This window comes from Streptomyces sp. B21-083, assembly GCF_036898825.1.
In the GTDB taxonomy this organism is placed as follows: domain Bacteria; phylum Actinomycetota; class Actinomycetes; order Streptomycetales; family Streptomycetaceae; genus Streptomyces.
In genome coordinates this window covers 3,882,135-3,897,970 of sequence record NZ_JARUND010000002.1, presented here as the reverse complement: position 1 = coordinate 3,897,970, position 15,836 = coordinate 3,882,135, and the positions used below count along the sequence as shown (strand labels likewise).

At 70.6% G+C, this 15,836-nt stretch carries 14 protein-coding genes; 8 read left to right on the top strand and 6 right to left on the bottom strand.

Annotated features, from left to right (window positions below; all coding sequences use genetic code 11):
- Positions 1-147: 147 nt before the first annotated feature.
- Positions 148-1,194: a LacI family DNA-binding transcriptional regulator gene (locus tag QA861_RS41430; RefSeq protein WP_334594059.1), complete on the top strand. Its 1,047-nt coding sequence runs from the start codon at positions 148-150 to the stop codon at positions 1,192-1,194.
- Between the two features lie 141 nt (positions 1,195-1,335).
- Here QA861_RS41430 and QA861_RS41425 read toward each other — a convergent pair whose 3' ends face one another.
- Positions 1,336-1,812, bottom strand: coding sequence for an Lrp/AsnC family transcriptional regulator (locus QA861_RS41425; protein WP_334594058.1), 477 nt, complete (start codon positions 1,810-1,812; stop codon positions 1,336-1,338).
- Positions 1,813-1,960: 148 nt separating this feature from the next.
- On the opposite strand from QA861_RS41425, the gene hppD reads away from it, so the two are divergent.
- The gene (hppD, locus tag QA861_RS41420) at positions 1,961-3,106 is read left to right on the top strand and encodes a 4-hydroxyphenylpyruvate dioxygenase (protein ID WP_334594057.1); all 1,146 of its coding nucleotides are present in this window, start codon (positions 1,961-1,963) and stop codon (positions 3,104-3,106) included.
- Positions 3,107-3,136: 30 nt separating this feature from the next.
- Here the strand turns inward: hppD and QA861_RS41415 are convergent, their stop codons facing one another.
- Entirely contained in the window at positions 3,137-4,546 is a 1,410-nt protein-coding gene (locus QA861_RS41415) for a tetratricopeptide repeat protein (protein ID WP_334594056.1), read from the bottom strand.
- A 92-nt stretch (positions 4,547-4,638) separates the two neighbouring features.
- Here QA861_RS41415 and QA861_RS41410 point away from each other — a divergent pair, with 92 nt between their 5' ends.
- Positions 4,639-6,045, top strand: a complete 1,407-nt coding sequence (locus tag QA861_RS41410) for an FAD-binding oxidoreductase (RefSeq protein WP_334594055.1) — start codon at positions 4,639-4,641, stop codon at positions 6,043-6,045.
- Positions 6,046-6,062: 17 nt separating this feature from the next.
- Here QA861_RS41410 and QA861_RS41405 read toward each other — a convergent pair whose 3' ends face one another.
- Complete coding sequence (locus tag QA861_RS41405) at positions 6,063-6,584, bottom strand: SsgA family sporulation/cell division regulator (protein WP_443041691.1); 522 nt, start codon at positions 6,582-6,584, stop codon at positions 6,063-6,065.
- A gap of 289 nt (positions 6,585-6,873) precedes the next feature.
- On the opposite strand from QA861_RS41405, the gene QA861_RS41400 reads away from it, so the two are divergent.
- On the top strand, positions 6,874-8,355 hold the full coding sequence (locus QA861_RS41400) for an RDD family protein (protein ID WP_334594053.1): 1,482 nt from the start codon (positions 6,874-6,876) through the stop codon (positions 8,353-8,355).
- A 154-nt stretch (positions 8,356-8,509) separates the two neighbouring features.
- The gene (locus QA861_RS41395; protein ID WP_334594052.1) at positions 8,510-9,166 is read left to right on the top strand and encodes an RDD family protein; all 657 of its coding nucleotides are present in this window, start codon (positions 8,510-8,512) and stop codon (positions 9,164-9,166) included.
- 122 nt (positions 9,167-9,288) lie between these two features.
- On the opposite strand, the gene QA861_RS41390 is transcribed toward QA861_RS41395, so the two are convergent.
- On the bottom strand, positions 9,289-9,585 hold the full coding sequence (locus tag QA861_RS41390; protein WP_334594050.1) for a hypothetical protein: 297 nt from the start codon (positions 9,583-9,585) through the stop codon (positions 9,289-9,291).
- A 391-nt stretch (positions 9,586-9,976) separates the two neighbouring features.
- On the opposite strand from QA861_RS41390, the gene QA861_RS41385 reads away from it, so the two are divergent.
- The 3 genes from QA861_RS41385 (at position 9,977) to QA861_RS41375 (ending at position 13,404) form a co-directional block, all read left to right on the top strand.
- Positions 9,977-12,340 (top strand): immune inhibitor A domain-containing protein, encoded by a 2,364-nt coding sequence (locus QA861_RS41385; RefSeq protein ID WP_334594049.1) that lies wholly within the window; start codon positions 9,977-9,979, stop codon positions 12,338-12,340.
- Between the two features lie 122 nt (positions 12,341-12,462).
- Positions 12,463-12,825: a hypothetical protein gene (locus tag QA861_RS41380; protein WP_334594047.1), complete on the top strand. Its 363-nt coding sequence runs from the start codon at positions 12,463-12,465 to the stop codon at positions 12,823-12,825.
- 99 nt (positions 12,826-12,924) lie between these two features.
- Positions 12,925-13,404: a pyridoxamine 5'-phosphate oxidase family protein gene (locus tag QA861_RS41375; RefSeq protein WP_334594045.1), complete on the top strand. Its 480-nt coding sequence runs from the start codon at positions 12,925-12,927 to the stop codon at positions 13,402-13,404.
- Positions 13,405-13,706: 302 nt separating this feature from the next.
- Here QA861_RS41375 and QA861_RS41370 read toward each other — a convergent pair whose 3' ends face one another.
- Both QA861_RS41370 and QA861_RS41365 read right to left on the bottom strand, forming a co-directional pair.
- A complete protein-coding gene (locus QA861_RS41370) occupies positions 13,707-14,291 on the bottom strand; it encodes a nicotinamidase (RefSeq protein ID WP_334594044.1) in 585 nt (194 codons plus the stop codon).
- 158 nt (positions 14,292-14,449) lie between these two features.
- A complete protein-coding gene (locus QA861_RS41365) occupies positions 14,450-15,790 on the bottom strand; it encodes a nicotinate phosphoribosyltransferase (RefSeq protein ID WP_334594043.1) in 1,341 nt (446 codons plus the stop codon).
- Positions 15,791-15,836: the final 46 nt, after the last annotated feature.

Sequence of the window (15,836 nt, the reverse complement as noted above, 5' to 3'; positions counted from 1 at the left end):
TTCTGTGGCCCGGATCAAGCCGCCGTCAATACTTGTGTCACAGCTGTTTCCTGCGGATTACGGCTTCGATTGACGATTCCGAGGGCCGAGCCGCACACTGTTCACGACGATTTCCTGACAGCGCAGTCCTGAAAAGAGGGAGCTTCGGTGGCTGGCACCCAAGGTCGTGACGGAGTCTCGCGGCCACCGGCGACGAGCACCGATGTCGCACGGCTCGCCGGCGTCTCCCAGAAGACGGTCTCGCGTGTCATGAACAACGAGCCGTACGTCCGCGAGGAGCTCCGGGAGCGTGTTCAGCGCGCGGCCCAGCAGCTCGGGTACCGCCCCAACGGCGCGGCGCGCAGCCTCACTTCGGGCCGGAGCCGCAGGCTCGGCGTGATCTCCCTAGGGGCCCGTCTCTACGGACCGATGACCATGCTCGTCGCCATCGAGCGCTCGGCGCGCCGGCTCGGCTACTCGGTCAGCGTCGCCCACACCACCGAGGACGACGAGCACAGCATCGCCGAGGCCATCGACAGCCTCCTCGAACAGGGCGTCGACGGCATCGTGCTGTCGGAGGCGATCGACGAGGGAAGCCCCGTCAAGGTCTGGCTGGACGTCCCCATCCTCACCATCGGCCGCTTTCCCGGTCTGGTCGCCGCACGGCGGATCCGTTCGGCGGAGAAGTCGGACCGCAGCGGGTATGTGGCGACCCGGCACCTCATCGACCTGGGGCACACCGAGATCCGGCATGTCTCGGGGCCGGGCCAGTGGTGGGCGTCCCGTGACCGCGCGGACGGCTGGCGGTCGGCGCTGACCGAGGCGAACCTTCCCGTGACCGAGCCCGTCGCGGGGGACTGGTCCTGCGCGAGCGGTTACGAGGCGGGTCTGCGGCTGGCGGACGACGAGGCGATGACCGCCGTCTTCGTGGCGAACGACGACATGGCGATCGGCCTGGTCAGGGCGTTGCACGAGCGGGGTCGCCGGGTCCCGGACGAGGTGAGCGTCGTCGGGATGGACGACATCCCCGCCGCCCGCTTCCAGCGGCCCGCGCTGACCACGGTGGCGCAGGACTTCGACTCGGTGGCGACCGAGGGCATCGGCTTCCTGGTCGACGAGATCACGAACCCCGGCTCGACGGAACGCGTCCTGCACGAGGTGGACCCGCCGCTGGTGGTACGGGAGTCCAGCGGGCCTCCGCCGAAGAGGATCTGAGCCTCAGGCGAACCGGGGCTTCGGCGGCGCGGACGCCAGACGCAGGCCGACCTCCACGAGGGTCCACCCGACGCGGGTGCGGAGGTCCTGGGTGGGGCGCTTGGCGGCGAGGGCGAGACGGTGGGCGTCGGCTTCGACTGTTCAGCCGTCGTGCTCCGATGCCGCCTGTTCCACCAACGGGATGAACCGCAGCGGGACGGGGTTCTCCATCACGATCGCCGTGGCGGCCCGGACGATGCCGTCGAAACCGACGACCCGGTCGATCACCCGCTGGAGGTCGGCGTTCGAGCGGGCCACCAGCCGGCACAGCATGTCCCCGTTGCCGGTGGTCGTGAGCAGCTCCAGCACCTCCGGCACGGACGCCAGGTGGGCCCGTACGTCCGCGCCCTGCCCCTGCCTGATCTGAAGCGTGGCGAACGCGGTGACCGGGTAGCCGAGCGCCGCCGGATCCACCTGAGGCCCGAACCCCCGGATGACGCCGTTCGACTGAAGCCGGTCGAGCCGCGCCTGTGCCGTCCCGCGCGCCACCCCGAACCGCCGGGACATCTCCAGCACACCGATCCGCGGCTCCCGCGCCAGCAGCACGATGATCCGACCGTCCAGCTCGTCGATCGCCACAGCAGCCTCCCTGAGCCCTTGGTGAGCCTTCCGCGCGGATGGTCATCCTGTACAGAAAGCCCGCTGGACCGCGCCCTCAGTTGAACAGAATGCCCAGTGAATACGCCAACTATTGCGCACCTTGCAAACCCGGCGCGACCCTTCACCCATGACGCAGACCACACACCACACTCCCGACACCGCCCGGCAGGCAGACCCCTTCCCGGTCAAGGGAATGGACGCCGTCGTCTTCGCCGTGGGCAACGCCAAACAGGCGGCGCACTACTACTCCACGGCCTTCGGCATGCGGCTCGTCGCCTACTCCGGACCGGAGACGGGCAGCCGCGAGACCGCGTCGTACGTCCTGGAGAACGGCTCCGCCCGGTTCGTGTTCACCTCGGTCGTCAAGCCCGCCACCACCTGGGGCCACTTCCTGGCCGGCCATGTCGCCGAGCACGGTGACGGCGTCGTCGACCTCGCCATCGAGGTCCCGGACGCCCGCGCCGCGTACACGTACGCCGTCGAACACGGCGCCCGCTCGCTGGCCGAGCCGTACGAGCTGAAGGACGAGCACGGCACGGTCGTCCTCGCCGCGATCGCCACGTACGGCCAGACCCGCCACACCCTCGTCGAACGTACGGGCTACGACGGCCCGTACCTCCCGGGGTTCGCCGCAGCCGCCCCGCTCGTCGAACCGCCCGCCCGGCGCACCTTCCAGGCGATCGACCACTGCGTGGGCAATGTCGAACTCGGCCACATGAACGAATGGGTCGGCTTCTACAACAAGGTCATGGGCTTCACGAACATGAAGGAGTTCGTGGGCGACGACATCGCCACCGAGTACAGCGCGCTGATGTCGAAGGTCGTCGCCGACGGCACCCTCAAGGTCAAGTTCCCGATCAACGAGCCCGCCCTCGCCAAGAAGAAGTCCCAGATCGACGAGTACCTGGAGTTCTACGGCGGCGCGGGCGTCCAGCACATCGCCCTCAACTCGGGCGACATCGTCGAGACCGTACGGACCATGCGGGCGGCCGGCGTCGAGTTCCTCGACACGCCCGACTCGTACTACGACACCCTGGGGGAGTGGGCCGGCGAGACCCGCGTCCCGGTCGACACGCTCCGCGAACTGAAGATCCTCGTCGACCGCGACGAGGACGGCTATCTGCTGCAGATCTTCACCAAGCCGGTCCAGGACCGTCCGACCGTCTTCTTCGAGATCATCGAACGGCACGGCTCCATGGGCTTCGGCAAGGGCAACTTCAAGGCCCTCTTCGAGGCGATCGAGCGGGAGCAGGACAAGCGCGGCAACCTGTAGGAACCGGCGGCCAGGTGGGCGGGCCGGAGGTCACGGCTCGCCCAGTTCCGACAGTGCCTCCTTCGCCGCCGGCACCCCCGCCGGAGAGAAGTACGGGTTGATCCGCAGCGCCTCCTCCAGATGCCGACGGGCGGGACCCGTCAGCCCCAACTCCCGCTCGATCATGCCCCGGTGGTACACGTACAGCGCGCTGCGCACCTCGGCGCCATGCTCCTTGTCGGTCGCCCGCCTCGCCCAGCCCAGCGCCTCCTCGCCCCTGCCCGACCGGTGCAGCGCCCAGCCCAGCGCGTCCGCCGCATCGAGCCCAGGCTGCCGCGCCCACTCCGCCCGCAGCCGCCGTACGGCAGAGACCGCGTCCCCGTGGTCCGCCTCGAACCGGCCGAGCAGCAACTCCCCGTCCACACCGCCTACTTGCTCCTTCGCGACCCGCGTCCGCAGCACCGCGTACTGTGCCTGTGCCTCCTCGGACCGGCCCAGGGAGTCGTACAACTCGCCCAGCTCCAGGGCGTATCGAGGCGACGGCTGCTCGGCGAGGGCCGCCCGGTAGGCGACGAGAGCCTCCGACGGCCGGTTCAGCGCGGCCAACGCCCGTCCCTCGCCCGCCCGCGCGGAACCCAGCCCTGGATCGAGACGCAGGGCCGCCCTGAAATGCCGTAGCCCATCGGCTGGTTCACCCTGCTCCCATGCCAACTCGCCCGCCCGGTACTGCCATTCGGCCTCCTCGGCCGGGCTCGTGGCCCGCGCCGCCGCGTCCGACAGTGCCGCCTGCGCGTCCTCACGGCGGCCCTGGTCCCGGTACACGCCCGCCGTCCGCGCCAGCACCGCCGGCACCGCCGCCCCGGAACGCAGCTCCTGCAGCCGCTCCAGCGTCCGCCGGACCGCCTTGTAGTCGCCGAGGCCCGTGTACGCGTTCAGCAGCGCCGGGTACGACGTCCAGCGCTTCGGCGCCTGGCGCAGCGCCTCCTCGCCCCACTTCCGGGCGGCCGGGAAGTCGCGGCGCGCGTTCGCCAGCGCGGCCATGCCCACGAGCCCCTCGGTGGTCCGCGCCCCGCTCACCGGGCGCACCCTCAGCGACGTACGCAGCGCCCGTTCCGCCCTCGGGAAGTCGGCGGCGTCCGACGTCCGCAGCCCGCGCTCCACATAGGCCGAGCCGAGCTGCGCCCAGGCCTGCCCGTCACGCGCGTGCGTGCGGACGTACGCCTCGCGGTCGGCGATGAACACCCGCAGGTCGGGCAGCGCGGCGGGCGCTCCGCCGGTCACCGCCCGTTCCGCCCGGCCGGCCGGACCCGGCGCTGACACGGTGGCCGGACGGTCCGGGGTCAGCATCATCAGGGCGCCGCCGAGTACCGCACACCCCGCGAGTGCGGCGATCAACGGGCGCGGGAGGACACGACCACGGACACGAACACGACCACGAGCACGGACTCTCTCCATCTCCATGGCGCTCACTGTGCGTCAATACGACGACCGGATTCCCGTACCGAAACCTCCTCGCGGACGGGGTTCACACCGATGGCCCCGGGTGCAAGGCTGTGATCATGAGCCGTATCCAAGCCGCACCCGACGAAGCCCAGGGCAACCTCACGGACCGGCTGCTCGCGGAGCTGCCGGCCGAGGCCGTGCTCACCGATCCGGACGTCACCGCCGCCTACGCCAACGACATGGCGAGCTTCTGCGAGGCGGGCACCCCGGCCGTCGTTGTCCTGCCGCGCACCGTCGAACAGGTCCAGCACGTCATGCGCGTCGCCACCGAACTGCGTGTCCCGGTCGTCCCGCAGGGCGCCCGCACCGGACTGTCGGGCGCTGCCAACGCCTCCGAGGGCTGCATCGTGCTGTCGCTCGTGAAGATGGACCGGATCCTGGAGATCAACCCGGTCGACCGCATCGCCGTCGTCGAGCCCGGCGTCATCAACGCCACGCTCTCCCGCGCGGTCAACGAACACGGCCTGTACTACCCGCCGGACCCCTCCAGCTGGGAGATGTGCACGATCGGCGGCAACATCGGCACCGCGTCCGGCGGGCTGTGCTGTGTGAAGTACGGCGTCACCGCCGAGTACGTCCTGGGGCTGGACGTGGTGCTCGCCGACGGGCGGCTCATGTCCACCGGGCGGCGGACCGCGAAGGGTGTCGCCGGGTACGACCTCACCCGGCTGTTCGTGGGCTCGGAGGGCTCGCTCGGCATCGTCGTACGGGCGGTGCTGGCACTCAGGCCGCAGCCGCCCCAGCAGCTCGTGCTCGCCGCCGAGTTCGCCTCGGCCGCCGCCGCGTGCGACGCCGTGTGCCGGATCATGGAGGGCGGTCACGTCCCGTCCCTCCTCGAACTGATGGACCGTACGACCGTCAAGGCCGTGAACGACCTGGCGAACATGGGGCTGCCGGAGACCACCGAGGCCCTGCTGCTCTGCGCCTTCGACACCCACGACCCCGGCGCCGACCTCACGGCAGTCGGCGCGATCTGCGAGGCGGCCGGGGCGACGCAGGTGGTTCCCGCCGACGACGCCGCCGAATCCGAACTGCTCCTCCAGGCGCGGCGGTTGTGCCTCGTCGCGCTCGAAGCGGTCAAGGGCACGACGATGATCGACGACGTGTGCGTACCCCGGTCGCGGCTCGGTGAGCTGCTGGCGGGCGTCGAGCGCATCGCCGAGAAGTACCAGCTGACCATCGGGGTGTGCGCCCACGCGGGCGACGGCAACACCCATCCCACGGTCTGCTTCGACGCACAGGACGCCGAGGAGTCCCGGCGGGCCCGCGAGTCCTTCGACGAGATCATGGCCCTCGGCCTGGAACTGGACGGCACGATCACCGGGGAGCACGGCGTCGGCATCCTCAAGAAGGAGTGGCTGGCACGCGAGCTGGGCCCGGTCGGCGTGGAGATGCAGCGGGCGGTCAAGGCGGCCTTCGACCCGCTGGGCCTGCTGAACCCGGGCAAGCTCTTCTGAACGACCCGGGGCGCGTGTCATACGTATCCCTCACCTTCCGGGGACTCGTCCGACGGCCACGGGTCGCGCAGCCACAGATCATCGGCCGACGGGGGTCCCCCCTGTTCGAGCGAAGCCGAGAACTTGGGGGAGGGCGAGAGCAGCTCGGCGAGGCCGTCGTCGATGCCGAGCTGCTCGACCTCAGAGCCCGGGGGGACCGCCCGCAGGGTGCGCTCCAGCCATGCCGACACCTGAGCGGTGGGCGCCTCCAGTAGCGCATCACCGTCGGGTGAACTCAGCGCCATCAGGACGACACTGCGCCCGTCGACCTTCGTCGGCCAGACCCGGACGTCACCGTGACCGCACGGCCTGAACACCCCCTCGACCAGGAGTTCCCGGGCGAACGTCCAGTTCACGGGGTTCTCGGAGCTGATGTGGAAGGCGATGTGGACGGCGAACGGGTCGTTGGTGCGATAGGTGAGCCGGGCGGGCACGGGGATGCTCCGCTCCGGCGACAGGATGAGTTTCAGCTCCAGTTCCCGTTCCACCACGGTGTTCATCGCGTGGTTCATGGCGGGCACTTCCTCTCTCGTCGAACGTGTCGTGCGGGTGTCGGCCGGGCCCGCGGTGGGCCCGTACGAGGAGAGAGCGTGCGGAGGCGTCAGCATTACGCGGGTTCCGAGAGGTATTTCGGAGAAGTTTTTTGCGAACGGTGTCGGAGCCGTCGCGACAGATGGCAGAAGGTGTCACGAAGGGAGTAGGTACGGCCGGAGGGGCAGTAGGGTGTGCGCCGGTCTGATAGATGTGGGGCACCCGAAATGACCCCCGAGCAGATACGGGACGAAGGACATGAGCGCCCCAACCCCGGCCCCCGGTGACGACAGGCCCCGCGAAGGGTATTACCCGGACCCTTCCATTCCTGGATATGTCCGGTTCTGGAACGGCACCTCCTGGGTGCCGGGCACCAGCCGCCCGGCGCAGTCCGACAGCGCGCCCGTCGCGGCGCCGGTCGAGGAGACCGGGCCGCACTTCTTCGACGAGGACCCGCGGAGCCAGGCCGGCGAGCCGCGTCGGGCGACACCGGCCGAGGCCCAGCACGGCAGCCGGCCCGAACCGGCGTCCGCCTGGGGCGCCGACCGCTCGCACCAGTCCGGGTTCGGCGGCGACCGGGACCGCCAGGTCTCCTGGGGCTTCCCGGCACCGGCCGCCGACCCGAGGACGGCGGACCCCAGGGCGGCGCACGAGCCCCCGGTCCAGCCGGACGGCCGGTCGGCCAGTACGGACGGTTCCGCGACGATCCCGCCGATGGAGCCGGAAGCCGGTGACATCCCCGAGTCGGGCACGTTCGTGTTCCGCCGGCCCACCCCAGGACCGGCCGCCACCGGAGCGGAGGGAGGCGTCCCCGGCACCCGTGGCCCCGTGCCCTCCGAGGGCACCATGACCTTCCGTGCGCTCTCCCCGCGCACGGGGCGCGAGGACGGAGCGGGCGGCGCGCAGCCGGGGAGCACGGGCTCGCCGCAGGCCGCGCAGGGCCCCGTGACAGCACCCGCACCCGCACCCGCGCCAGCGCCCGCGTCCGGCCCGGGCTTCGGCGCCGGGAAGGCCGCGGCGGCCCGTGCGGCGGCGGCCCAGGGCGCCAACCCCGCCCTGCTGCCCGCGACCCCGGCCGTCCCCCAGCAGAACTCTCCCGGCACCGGTCCGCCGATGGCCCACGGCGTCGGCGGCGGCCAGCCCTCCTGGGCCATGGCGCCCCGCCCGAGCGGATCCGAGGAGGGCGGGGAGCAGCGCCTCGCGCCCTGGAAGCCGCCCGTCGAGGACGTGTTCCAGGCAGCCGCCCGACGACAGGCCTCGGCCCGTCCGGCGAACCTCGGCAAGCGGCTGGTCGCCCGGTTCGTGGACACCCTCGTCCTCGGTGCCCTCACCGCCGTGGCCGCCGTGCCACTCAGCACCATGGCTGTCGACCACATCACCGAGAAGGTCGACGCGGCGAAGCTCTCCGGCGAGACGGTGACCGTATGGCTGCTGGACGGCACGACCGGGCTGTATCTGGGCATCGTGCTGGCCGTGCTGCTGCTGGCCGGGGTCCTGACCGAGGCGTGGCCCACGGCGAAGTGGGGCCGCACGCTCGGCAAGAAGCTGCTCGGCCTGGAGGTCAGGGACATCGAGGGCCACGAGCCCCCGTCGTTCGGCGCGGCCCTGCGCCGCTGGCTCGTCTACGGCGTCCCGGGGCTGCTCGGCATCGGTGTCGTGGGCGTCCTGTGGTGCCTGTTCGACCGCCCGTGGCACCAGTGCTGGCACGACAAGGCGGCGCACACCTTCGTGGCGGGCTGACCACGGATGAGCACCGGCGACTGGTCGTGCGGCTGAGCGACGGCCGTATGTTCGATGTGGGTCGGCCCGCTACGACGTACGCCTCACCTGATTCGGTACCTCGGACGGCCGCTCGCCGGATGCGGAGCCGGGCGGTTCGCGGTCCACTCGGGCCATGAGCAGCGAACCGCCCCCCGGCGCCGGTCAGCAGCCACCGGACGACGACCCGTTCAGGAAGCAGCCACCGCCCCCGTCGTACGGCGCAGGCGATCCCTATGGCGGCTCAGGCCCTGCCGGCGGAGGCTCGCCGTACGGGGGAGGTGGCGCGCCGTACGGCGGTGGCGGCGGTGATCCCTACGGCGGGGCCGCCGACCCCCTCGCGGGTATGCCCCCGCTCGCCGACGGCGGCCGGCGGGTGCTGGCGCGGCTCATCGACATGATCCTCGTCGGTGTCGTCGTCGGCCTGCTCACCTGGGGCTTCAACGTCAACGAGTACGACGTCAACGGCGACAAGATCCAGTACGGCCGCTCGATCGGCCAGTCGGCCATCGCCGCCGTGCTCTACATCGCGTACGACACGATCCTGATCTCCCGGACCGGGCAGACCTTCGGCAAGAAGTGGCTCCGGCTCCGGGTGGCCAACCTCGACAACGGTGCCACGCCCTCCGTGCAGACCGCGCTCGTCCGGTCGCTCGTGCTGTGGATCCCGTTCGCCTTCTGCTGCGCCTGCATCTGGACGGCGATCGCGGGCGGCTGGAGCTTCTTCGACAAGCCGTACAAGCAGGGCCTGCACGACAAGGCGGCCAAGACGGTGGTGGTCAGCACCGGTTGAGCGGTGGCCGGCTGCGCGGGGACCGGGCGCCGGGAACGCCAACGGCGGTTGGGCGGGGCCCGTGTGAAACGGGCCCCGCCCAACCGCCGTTGGCGTATGGGTGGTTCAGTCCTGAGGCTGTTTCAGTCTTGCTGAGCCGAGGAGGCCTGCACCGGGACCCGTTCGCGAGGCGCCGGGGCGACGACCGCCGGGGCGGCCGACGAGGCGACGATCTGTGAGGCCGTCCGGGACGGCCTGTGCCGGGGCACGGTCATGGCGACGAGCAGTCCCAGGACGAGTCCCACGAGGGCGATCAGCGCGACCCCCGGGCCCGAACCCGTCTGAGACAGCAGCAACATGGCGAGCGTCGAGAGAATCACGGTGCACGAACCGTAGGTGAGCTGTGCGACGGTCGGACGAGGCGCGGTCTGACGAGGCATGGCAATCGAGTCCTCGTGGATTCGGGGGTGAGGGGAGCGTGTCGACCTGGCTTTCCACCGGACATCCGGCGTCCGCCGACCGACTCTAATCGCGTGCATGCCCGACTGGAACGCGCGGTAAGCGTGACCTAACACACGGCTCCGGAGCACAGGGGGCGCACGGAGTCATCACGTCCACCAAGTGGACGCGCCCGCGCGCCGGTTGGGCGACAGCTATAGGGCCTGTCAAGCCCACATAATGCATTTGACCTGCCCAAGTCAAGGTCTGTCTTTTCTTCTAAACCTCTAGTCAAATTACGTCACTTGACTACACGCGTATACCGCCCGCGGAGAGCTTCCGAACCAGGAACCCCCCCATCCGCGCGGACGGGCGCGGGGGAGGGACCCTCAAGTGACCAGCAGACCCTGGACGTTCAGAACGGCGGCCGTGGGCGTGGCACTCGCCACAGCCGCCGCCACCTTCTCCACCTTCGCCATCGCCGAGGCCGACTCCGGTGCGGGCAAAGGCGCTTCAGCCGTGCCGGCCGCGAACCGGCACGACCCGGCGGAGCGGCAGCACGCCGACCACGACCTCGACGGGCCACTCAGCCAGACCCAGGAGGCCCAGCGCGAGGAAGCCCTCAGGCAGGTCATCTCCGGCGAGGCCAAGGCTCAGAACCGCAACGGCTCACAGGTCGTGCAGCTCAAGAGCGGCAAGGGTAAGGGCAAGTACGTCGAGCTCGGCCGCGAGCGAACCGACAAGATCTTCACGATCCTCGTCGAGTTCGGCGACAAGGTCGACAGCCGCTACGGCGGCACGCCCGGCCCGCTGCACAACCAGATAGCCTCGCCGGACCGCACCCAGGACAACAGCACGGCCTGGCAGGCGGACTACAACACCGAGCACTTCAAGAAGCTCTACTTCGGCACCGGCAAGAACACCGAGTCGATGAAGAAGTACTACGAGAAGCAGTCCTCGGGCCGCTACTCGATCGAGGGCACGGTCTCGGACTGGGTCAAGGTCCCCTACAACGAGGCCCGTTACGGGTCCAACAAGTGCGACCCCGACAACTGCGCCTGGTACGCGGTGCAGGACGGGGTCGCGGCATGGGTCGCGGCGCAGAAGGCAGCCGGCGCGACCGACGCGGCGATCAAGACCCAGCTGGCCGCGTACGACCAGTGGGACCGCAACGACTTCGACGCCGACGGCAACTTCAACGAGCCCGACGGCTACATCGACCACTTCCAGATCGTGCACGCCGGTGAGGACGAGTCCGCCGGCGGTGGCGCGCAGGGCGAGGACGCCATCTGGGCGCACCGCTGGTTCGCGTTCGGCAGCGACGCGGGCTCGACCGGCCCCACCGGCAACCGGCTCGGCGGCGCGCAGATCGGCGACACCGGCATCTGGGTCGGCGACTACACCATCCAGCCGGAGAACGGCGGACTCGGCGTCTTCGCCCACGAGTACGGCCACGACCTCGGTCTGCCGGACCACTACGACACCACCAACACCGGTGAGAACTCGACCGGTTACTGGACCCTGATGTCGTCCGGCTCCTGGCTCGGTACCGGTGGCAACAACATCGGCGACCTGCCCGGTGACATGACCGCCTGGGACAAGCTCCAGCTGGGCTGGCTCGACTACGACACGGCGAAGGCCGGAAAGAAGTCGAACCACAAGCTGGGCGTCGCCGAGTACAACACCAAGAACCCGCAGGCGCTCGTCGTCCAGCTGCCGGACAAGACGGTCACCACCGAGGTCGTCCCCCCGGCGCAGGGCGCGACCCAGTGGTGGAGCGGCAGCGACAACAACCTCAACAACACGCTGACCCGTTCGGTCGACCTCACCGGCAAGTCCTCGGCCACCCTCACCCTGGACGGCTGGTACGACATCGAGGCCGACTACGACTACCTCTACACCGAGGTCTCCACCGACGGCGGCGCCACCTTCACGCCTCTCGACGGCACGGTCGACGGCGCGGCCATCCCGCGGGACGGCAGCGGCAAGCCGGCGCTCACCGGCACGGTGGACGCGTACAAGAAGCTGGCGTACCCCCTGGACGCCTATGCGGGCAAGAAGTTCGACCTGCGCTTCCGCTACACCTCCGACGGCGGCGTCTCCCAGAAGGGCTTCGCGGCCGACGAGATCACCCTCACCGCCGACGGCGCCACGGTCTTCGCCGACAACGCGGAGAGCGCGGACGCGGCGTGGAAGGCGAAGGGCTTCTCGCGCCTCGGCGCGTCCTACACGGACAGCTACCCGCAGTACTACATCGCCGAGAACCGCCAGTACGTGTCGTACGACAAGACCCTCAAGGTCGGCCCGTACAACTTCGGCTTCTCGACGACCCGTCCGTCCTGGGTCGAGCACTTCCCGTACCAGAACGGCCTGTTGATCTGGAAGTGGGACACCTCCCAGAACGACAACAACGTGACCGCGCACCCGGGTCTCGGCAAGATCCTTCCGGTGGACGCGCACCCGACCCCGCTGAAGTGGGCGGACGGCACGCTGATGCGCAACCGCATCCAGTCCTACGACTCCCCGTTCAGCCTGTACCGCACGGACGCCCTCCGGCTCCACAACGCGGACGTGCTCACGAAGGTCCCCTCCCAGAAGGGCGTGTCGACCTTCAACGACCACACCTCCACGTACTACGACGCGGCGACCCCGCTCGCGGGCGTGAATATCACTGACACCAACACCAAGATCAAGATCGTCAAGGAGGCCAAGGACGGCTCCACGATCTCGATCCAGGTCGGCCCCGCGGTGAAGTAATCCACATAATCGCAGGTCAGAACATGATCGGCCGTGACCCCCTGGCGGGTCGCGGCCGATCGTGTTTAGGTGCCTCCTGTGCCTTTCTTATTGACACCGAGTCCCACGGGGGGTGTGACCGCATGGCCGCAGGAGGTTTCTGTAAGCTGCCCAGTGGCAGCGTGGTGGTGGCGCTGAACCTGCCCAGCCCCACCGCCCCGACCGGCAGACCCACGGGCGTGGGCCTGGACGACGTACGCGTCCTGGTGCTCGCCCAGAACCGCGCCAGGGCACTGACCCGCCTGCGCAACCTCGGCCTGCGAGCCGTCTACCTCCGGGGCAACGCGGAGCCGCCCAGCCCCGACGAGATCACCGCCGTCCTCCACCACCCCGACGGCCTGATATGGCGCACGGCCCCGGACAACAGCGTCCCGTCGCTCCCGGAGCGCACGGAGCTGTGGCACCCGATCAGGTCGCTGCTGCGGAGGCCACCGGCCCGGGTGTGAAAAGGGTGTGACCTGTGACCGCCCTCCGGGGGCCTCGGCCTTTCGGCCTAGTCCCATCGCACGATGTGACCGGGAGGGCGTACGCCGTAATCTCGCGGCATGACAGCAGCTGACCCCCACTCCGGCGGCCCCCGCAGCTCCGAGCAGCGCAGACGCGAGGCGCTCGAACGCCTCGCCAAGGACATCGACGTCTGGGTCGCCACGGCCGACGCCACCGGCGAGCCCTGTCTGGTCCCGCTCGCCTACTGGTGGGACGGCGAGTCGGTGTGGCTGGCCACCCGCGACACCAACCCGACCGGCCGCAACCTGATCTCCTCGGGCCGGGTCCGGCTCTCCTTCGGCCACACCCGCGACGTCGTCCTGATCCACGGCACCGCCCGCATGCTGCCCCGCGAGGAGCTGCCCGCCGGCGTGGGCGACGCCTTCACCGCGAAGGACGGCTGGGACCCGCGCGAGGACCATGCCTCCTACGTCTGGTTCCAGGTCACCCCGCAGGTGCTACAGGCGTGGGGGACGGTGCCCGAGATGGCCGGCCGAACCCTCATGCGCGACGGGAAGTGGCTGGACCTGGACGACTGACCCCGGGGCGGGGGGTGTGCGCACACACGGGCGTGCGGGGGCGTGCGGGGGCGTGCGGGTCGTACGGGGGCGTGCGAGCGTGCGGGTCGTACGGGTCGTACGGGTCGTACGGGTCGTACGGGGCGTGCGGGTCGTAGGGGTCTGCGGGGTCGTGCGGGCGTACGCGGCCGTGCGGGGACGTACGAGCGTGCGGGGGTCGTGCGGGCGTACGCGGCCGTGCGGGGACGTACGAGCGTGCGGGGGTGGGTGCGGGGTCCGGAACGGGGGAGCGGAGGGGGGCGGTACAGGGGGAGCCCTACGGGCTAGACGACCGCCTTGCCGGACAGTTCCACGCCCGCCGCCCGCAGCTCCTCCAGGGCCCGTTTCGTCGACTCCTCGGCGACGCCTGCCGTGAGGTCCAGCAGGACCTGGGTGCGGAAGCCCTCGCGGGCCGCGTCCAGAGCCGTGGCCCTGACGCAGTGGTCGGTCGCGATACCGACCACGTCGACCTCGTCGATCTCACGGGCCCGCAGCCAGTCGCCCAGCGAGACCCCGTTCTCGTCGGCGCCCTCGAAGCCGCTGTAGGCCGCCGCGTACGCGCCCTTGTCGAAGACGGCGTCGATCGCGCCGGAGGCGACCGCCGGCGCGAAGTTCGGGTGGAAGCCGACTCCCTCCGTGCCGGCCACGCAGTGCGCGGGCCAGGAGCGCTGGAAGTCGGGGTTGTCGGCGAAGTGTCCGCCCGGGGCGATGTGATGGTCGCGGGTCGCCACGACATGGCGGTACCCGGCGGGGGCCTGCCCGATCAGCTCGGTGATCGCGGCAGCGACATCGGCACCCCCGGCCACCGCGAGACTGCCTCCCTCGCAGAAGTCGTTCTGCACGTCTACGACGATCAGGGCGCGGCGCATGGGCGGTGTCCTTCGAGTGTCAGGGGGTGCGGGCCTGGAGGCCTGGTCGGTGTGAACATGTGAACTTCCGAGCCTAGAGACTTCCGACCCACTTCGGGAGGGGGCATTCGGGGCAACCGGCGGGCACGGACGCCTGTTGCCCCTGTGCAGCGGGGGTGTCAGGCCCGCGCCGGCACGTACTCCGTCGGAATGACGGCCTCCCCGCGCGACAGCTGGGTCGCCGACAGCGGCAGGTTGGCGCGCGCGGTGGCATGCCGGTCCCGTACGACGTCCAGCGCCTCGCGGGCGACGACCCGACCGCCCTTCACCAGCTCGACCAGCAGCTGCCGGTCGGCCAGCTCGGCCGGCACCGGTCCCGTACCGATCACCTCGGCCTCCGCGAACCCGTGCCGGTCGAGCCGCCGGGCCGCCCACTTCCGGCCCCCCACGGACGTCTTCCCGCCGCTCGACTTCTTCGCCACCGGGACCAGCGGAGCCTTCGGGTCCGCGGACTCGGCGCGGGCCACCAACTTGTAGACCATCGAGCACGTCGGGTGGCCGGAACCCGTCACCAGCTGGGTGCCGACCCCGTACGCGTCCACGGGTGCCGCCGCCAGCGAGGCGATCGCGTACTCGTCGAGGTCCGAGGTCACGACGATCCGCGTCCGCTGCGCCCCCAGCTCGTCCAGCTGCTGCCGCACCCGGTGCGCGACCAGGAGCAGGTCCCCGGAGTCGATGCGCACCGCGCCCAGTTCCGGCCCGGCGACCTCCACCGCTGCCCGCACCGCCTCGGCGACGTCGTACGTGTCCACCAGCAGCGTCGTGTCGCGGCCCAGCGAGTCCACCTGGGCCTGGAAGGCGTCCCGCTCGCGGTCGTGGAGCAGGGTGAACGCGTGGGCGCTCGTCCCGACGGTCGGGATGCCGTAGCGGAAACCGGCGGCCAGGTCGGACGTGCTGGTGAAGCCGCCGACGTACGCGGCGCGGGAGGCGGCCACCGCGGCCAGCTCGTGCGTGCGCCGGGCGCCCATCTCGATCAGCGGGCGGTCACCGGCGGCCGAGGCCATCCGGGACGCGGCCGCCGCGATCGCAGAATCGTGGTTGAGGATGGAGAGGATCACCGTCTCCAGCAGCACACACTCCGCGAAGGAGCCCTCGACCCGCAGGATCGGCGAGCCCGGGAAGTAGACCTCGCCCTCGGGATAGCCCCAGACGTCCCCGCTGAACCGGTACGAGGCCAGCCACTGCAGGGTCTCCTCGTTGACGATCCGGCGCTCGCGCAGGAAGTCGAGGACGGCCGTGTCGAAACGGAAGTTCTCCACCGCGTCGAGCACCCGCCCGGTGCCCGCGACGACGCCGTATCGCCGGCCCTCCGGCAACCGCCGCGTGAAGACCTCGAAGACCGACCGCCGGTCGGCGGTGCCCGCCTTCAGGGCTGCCTGGAGCATCGTCAGCTCGTAGTGATCCGTGAAGAGCGCCGTCGAGGGGACGTCCACCGGCAGCCCAAGGTCCGCTGTGTTCATGGACGGGATGCTACCCCCATCTCGTCACTTTGACGATTTCCACGGC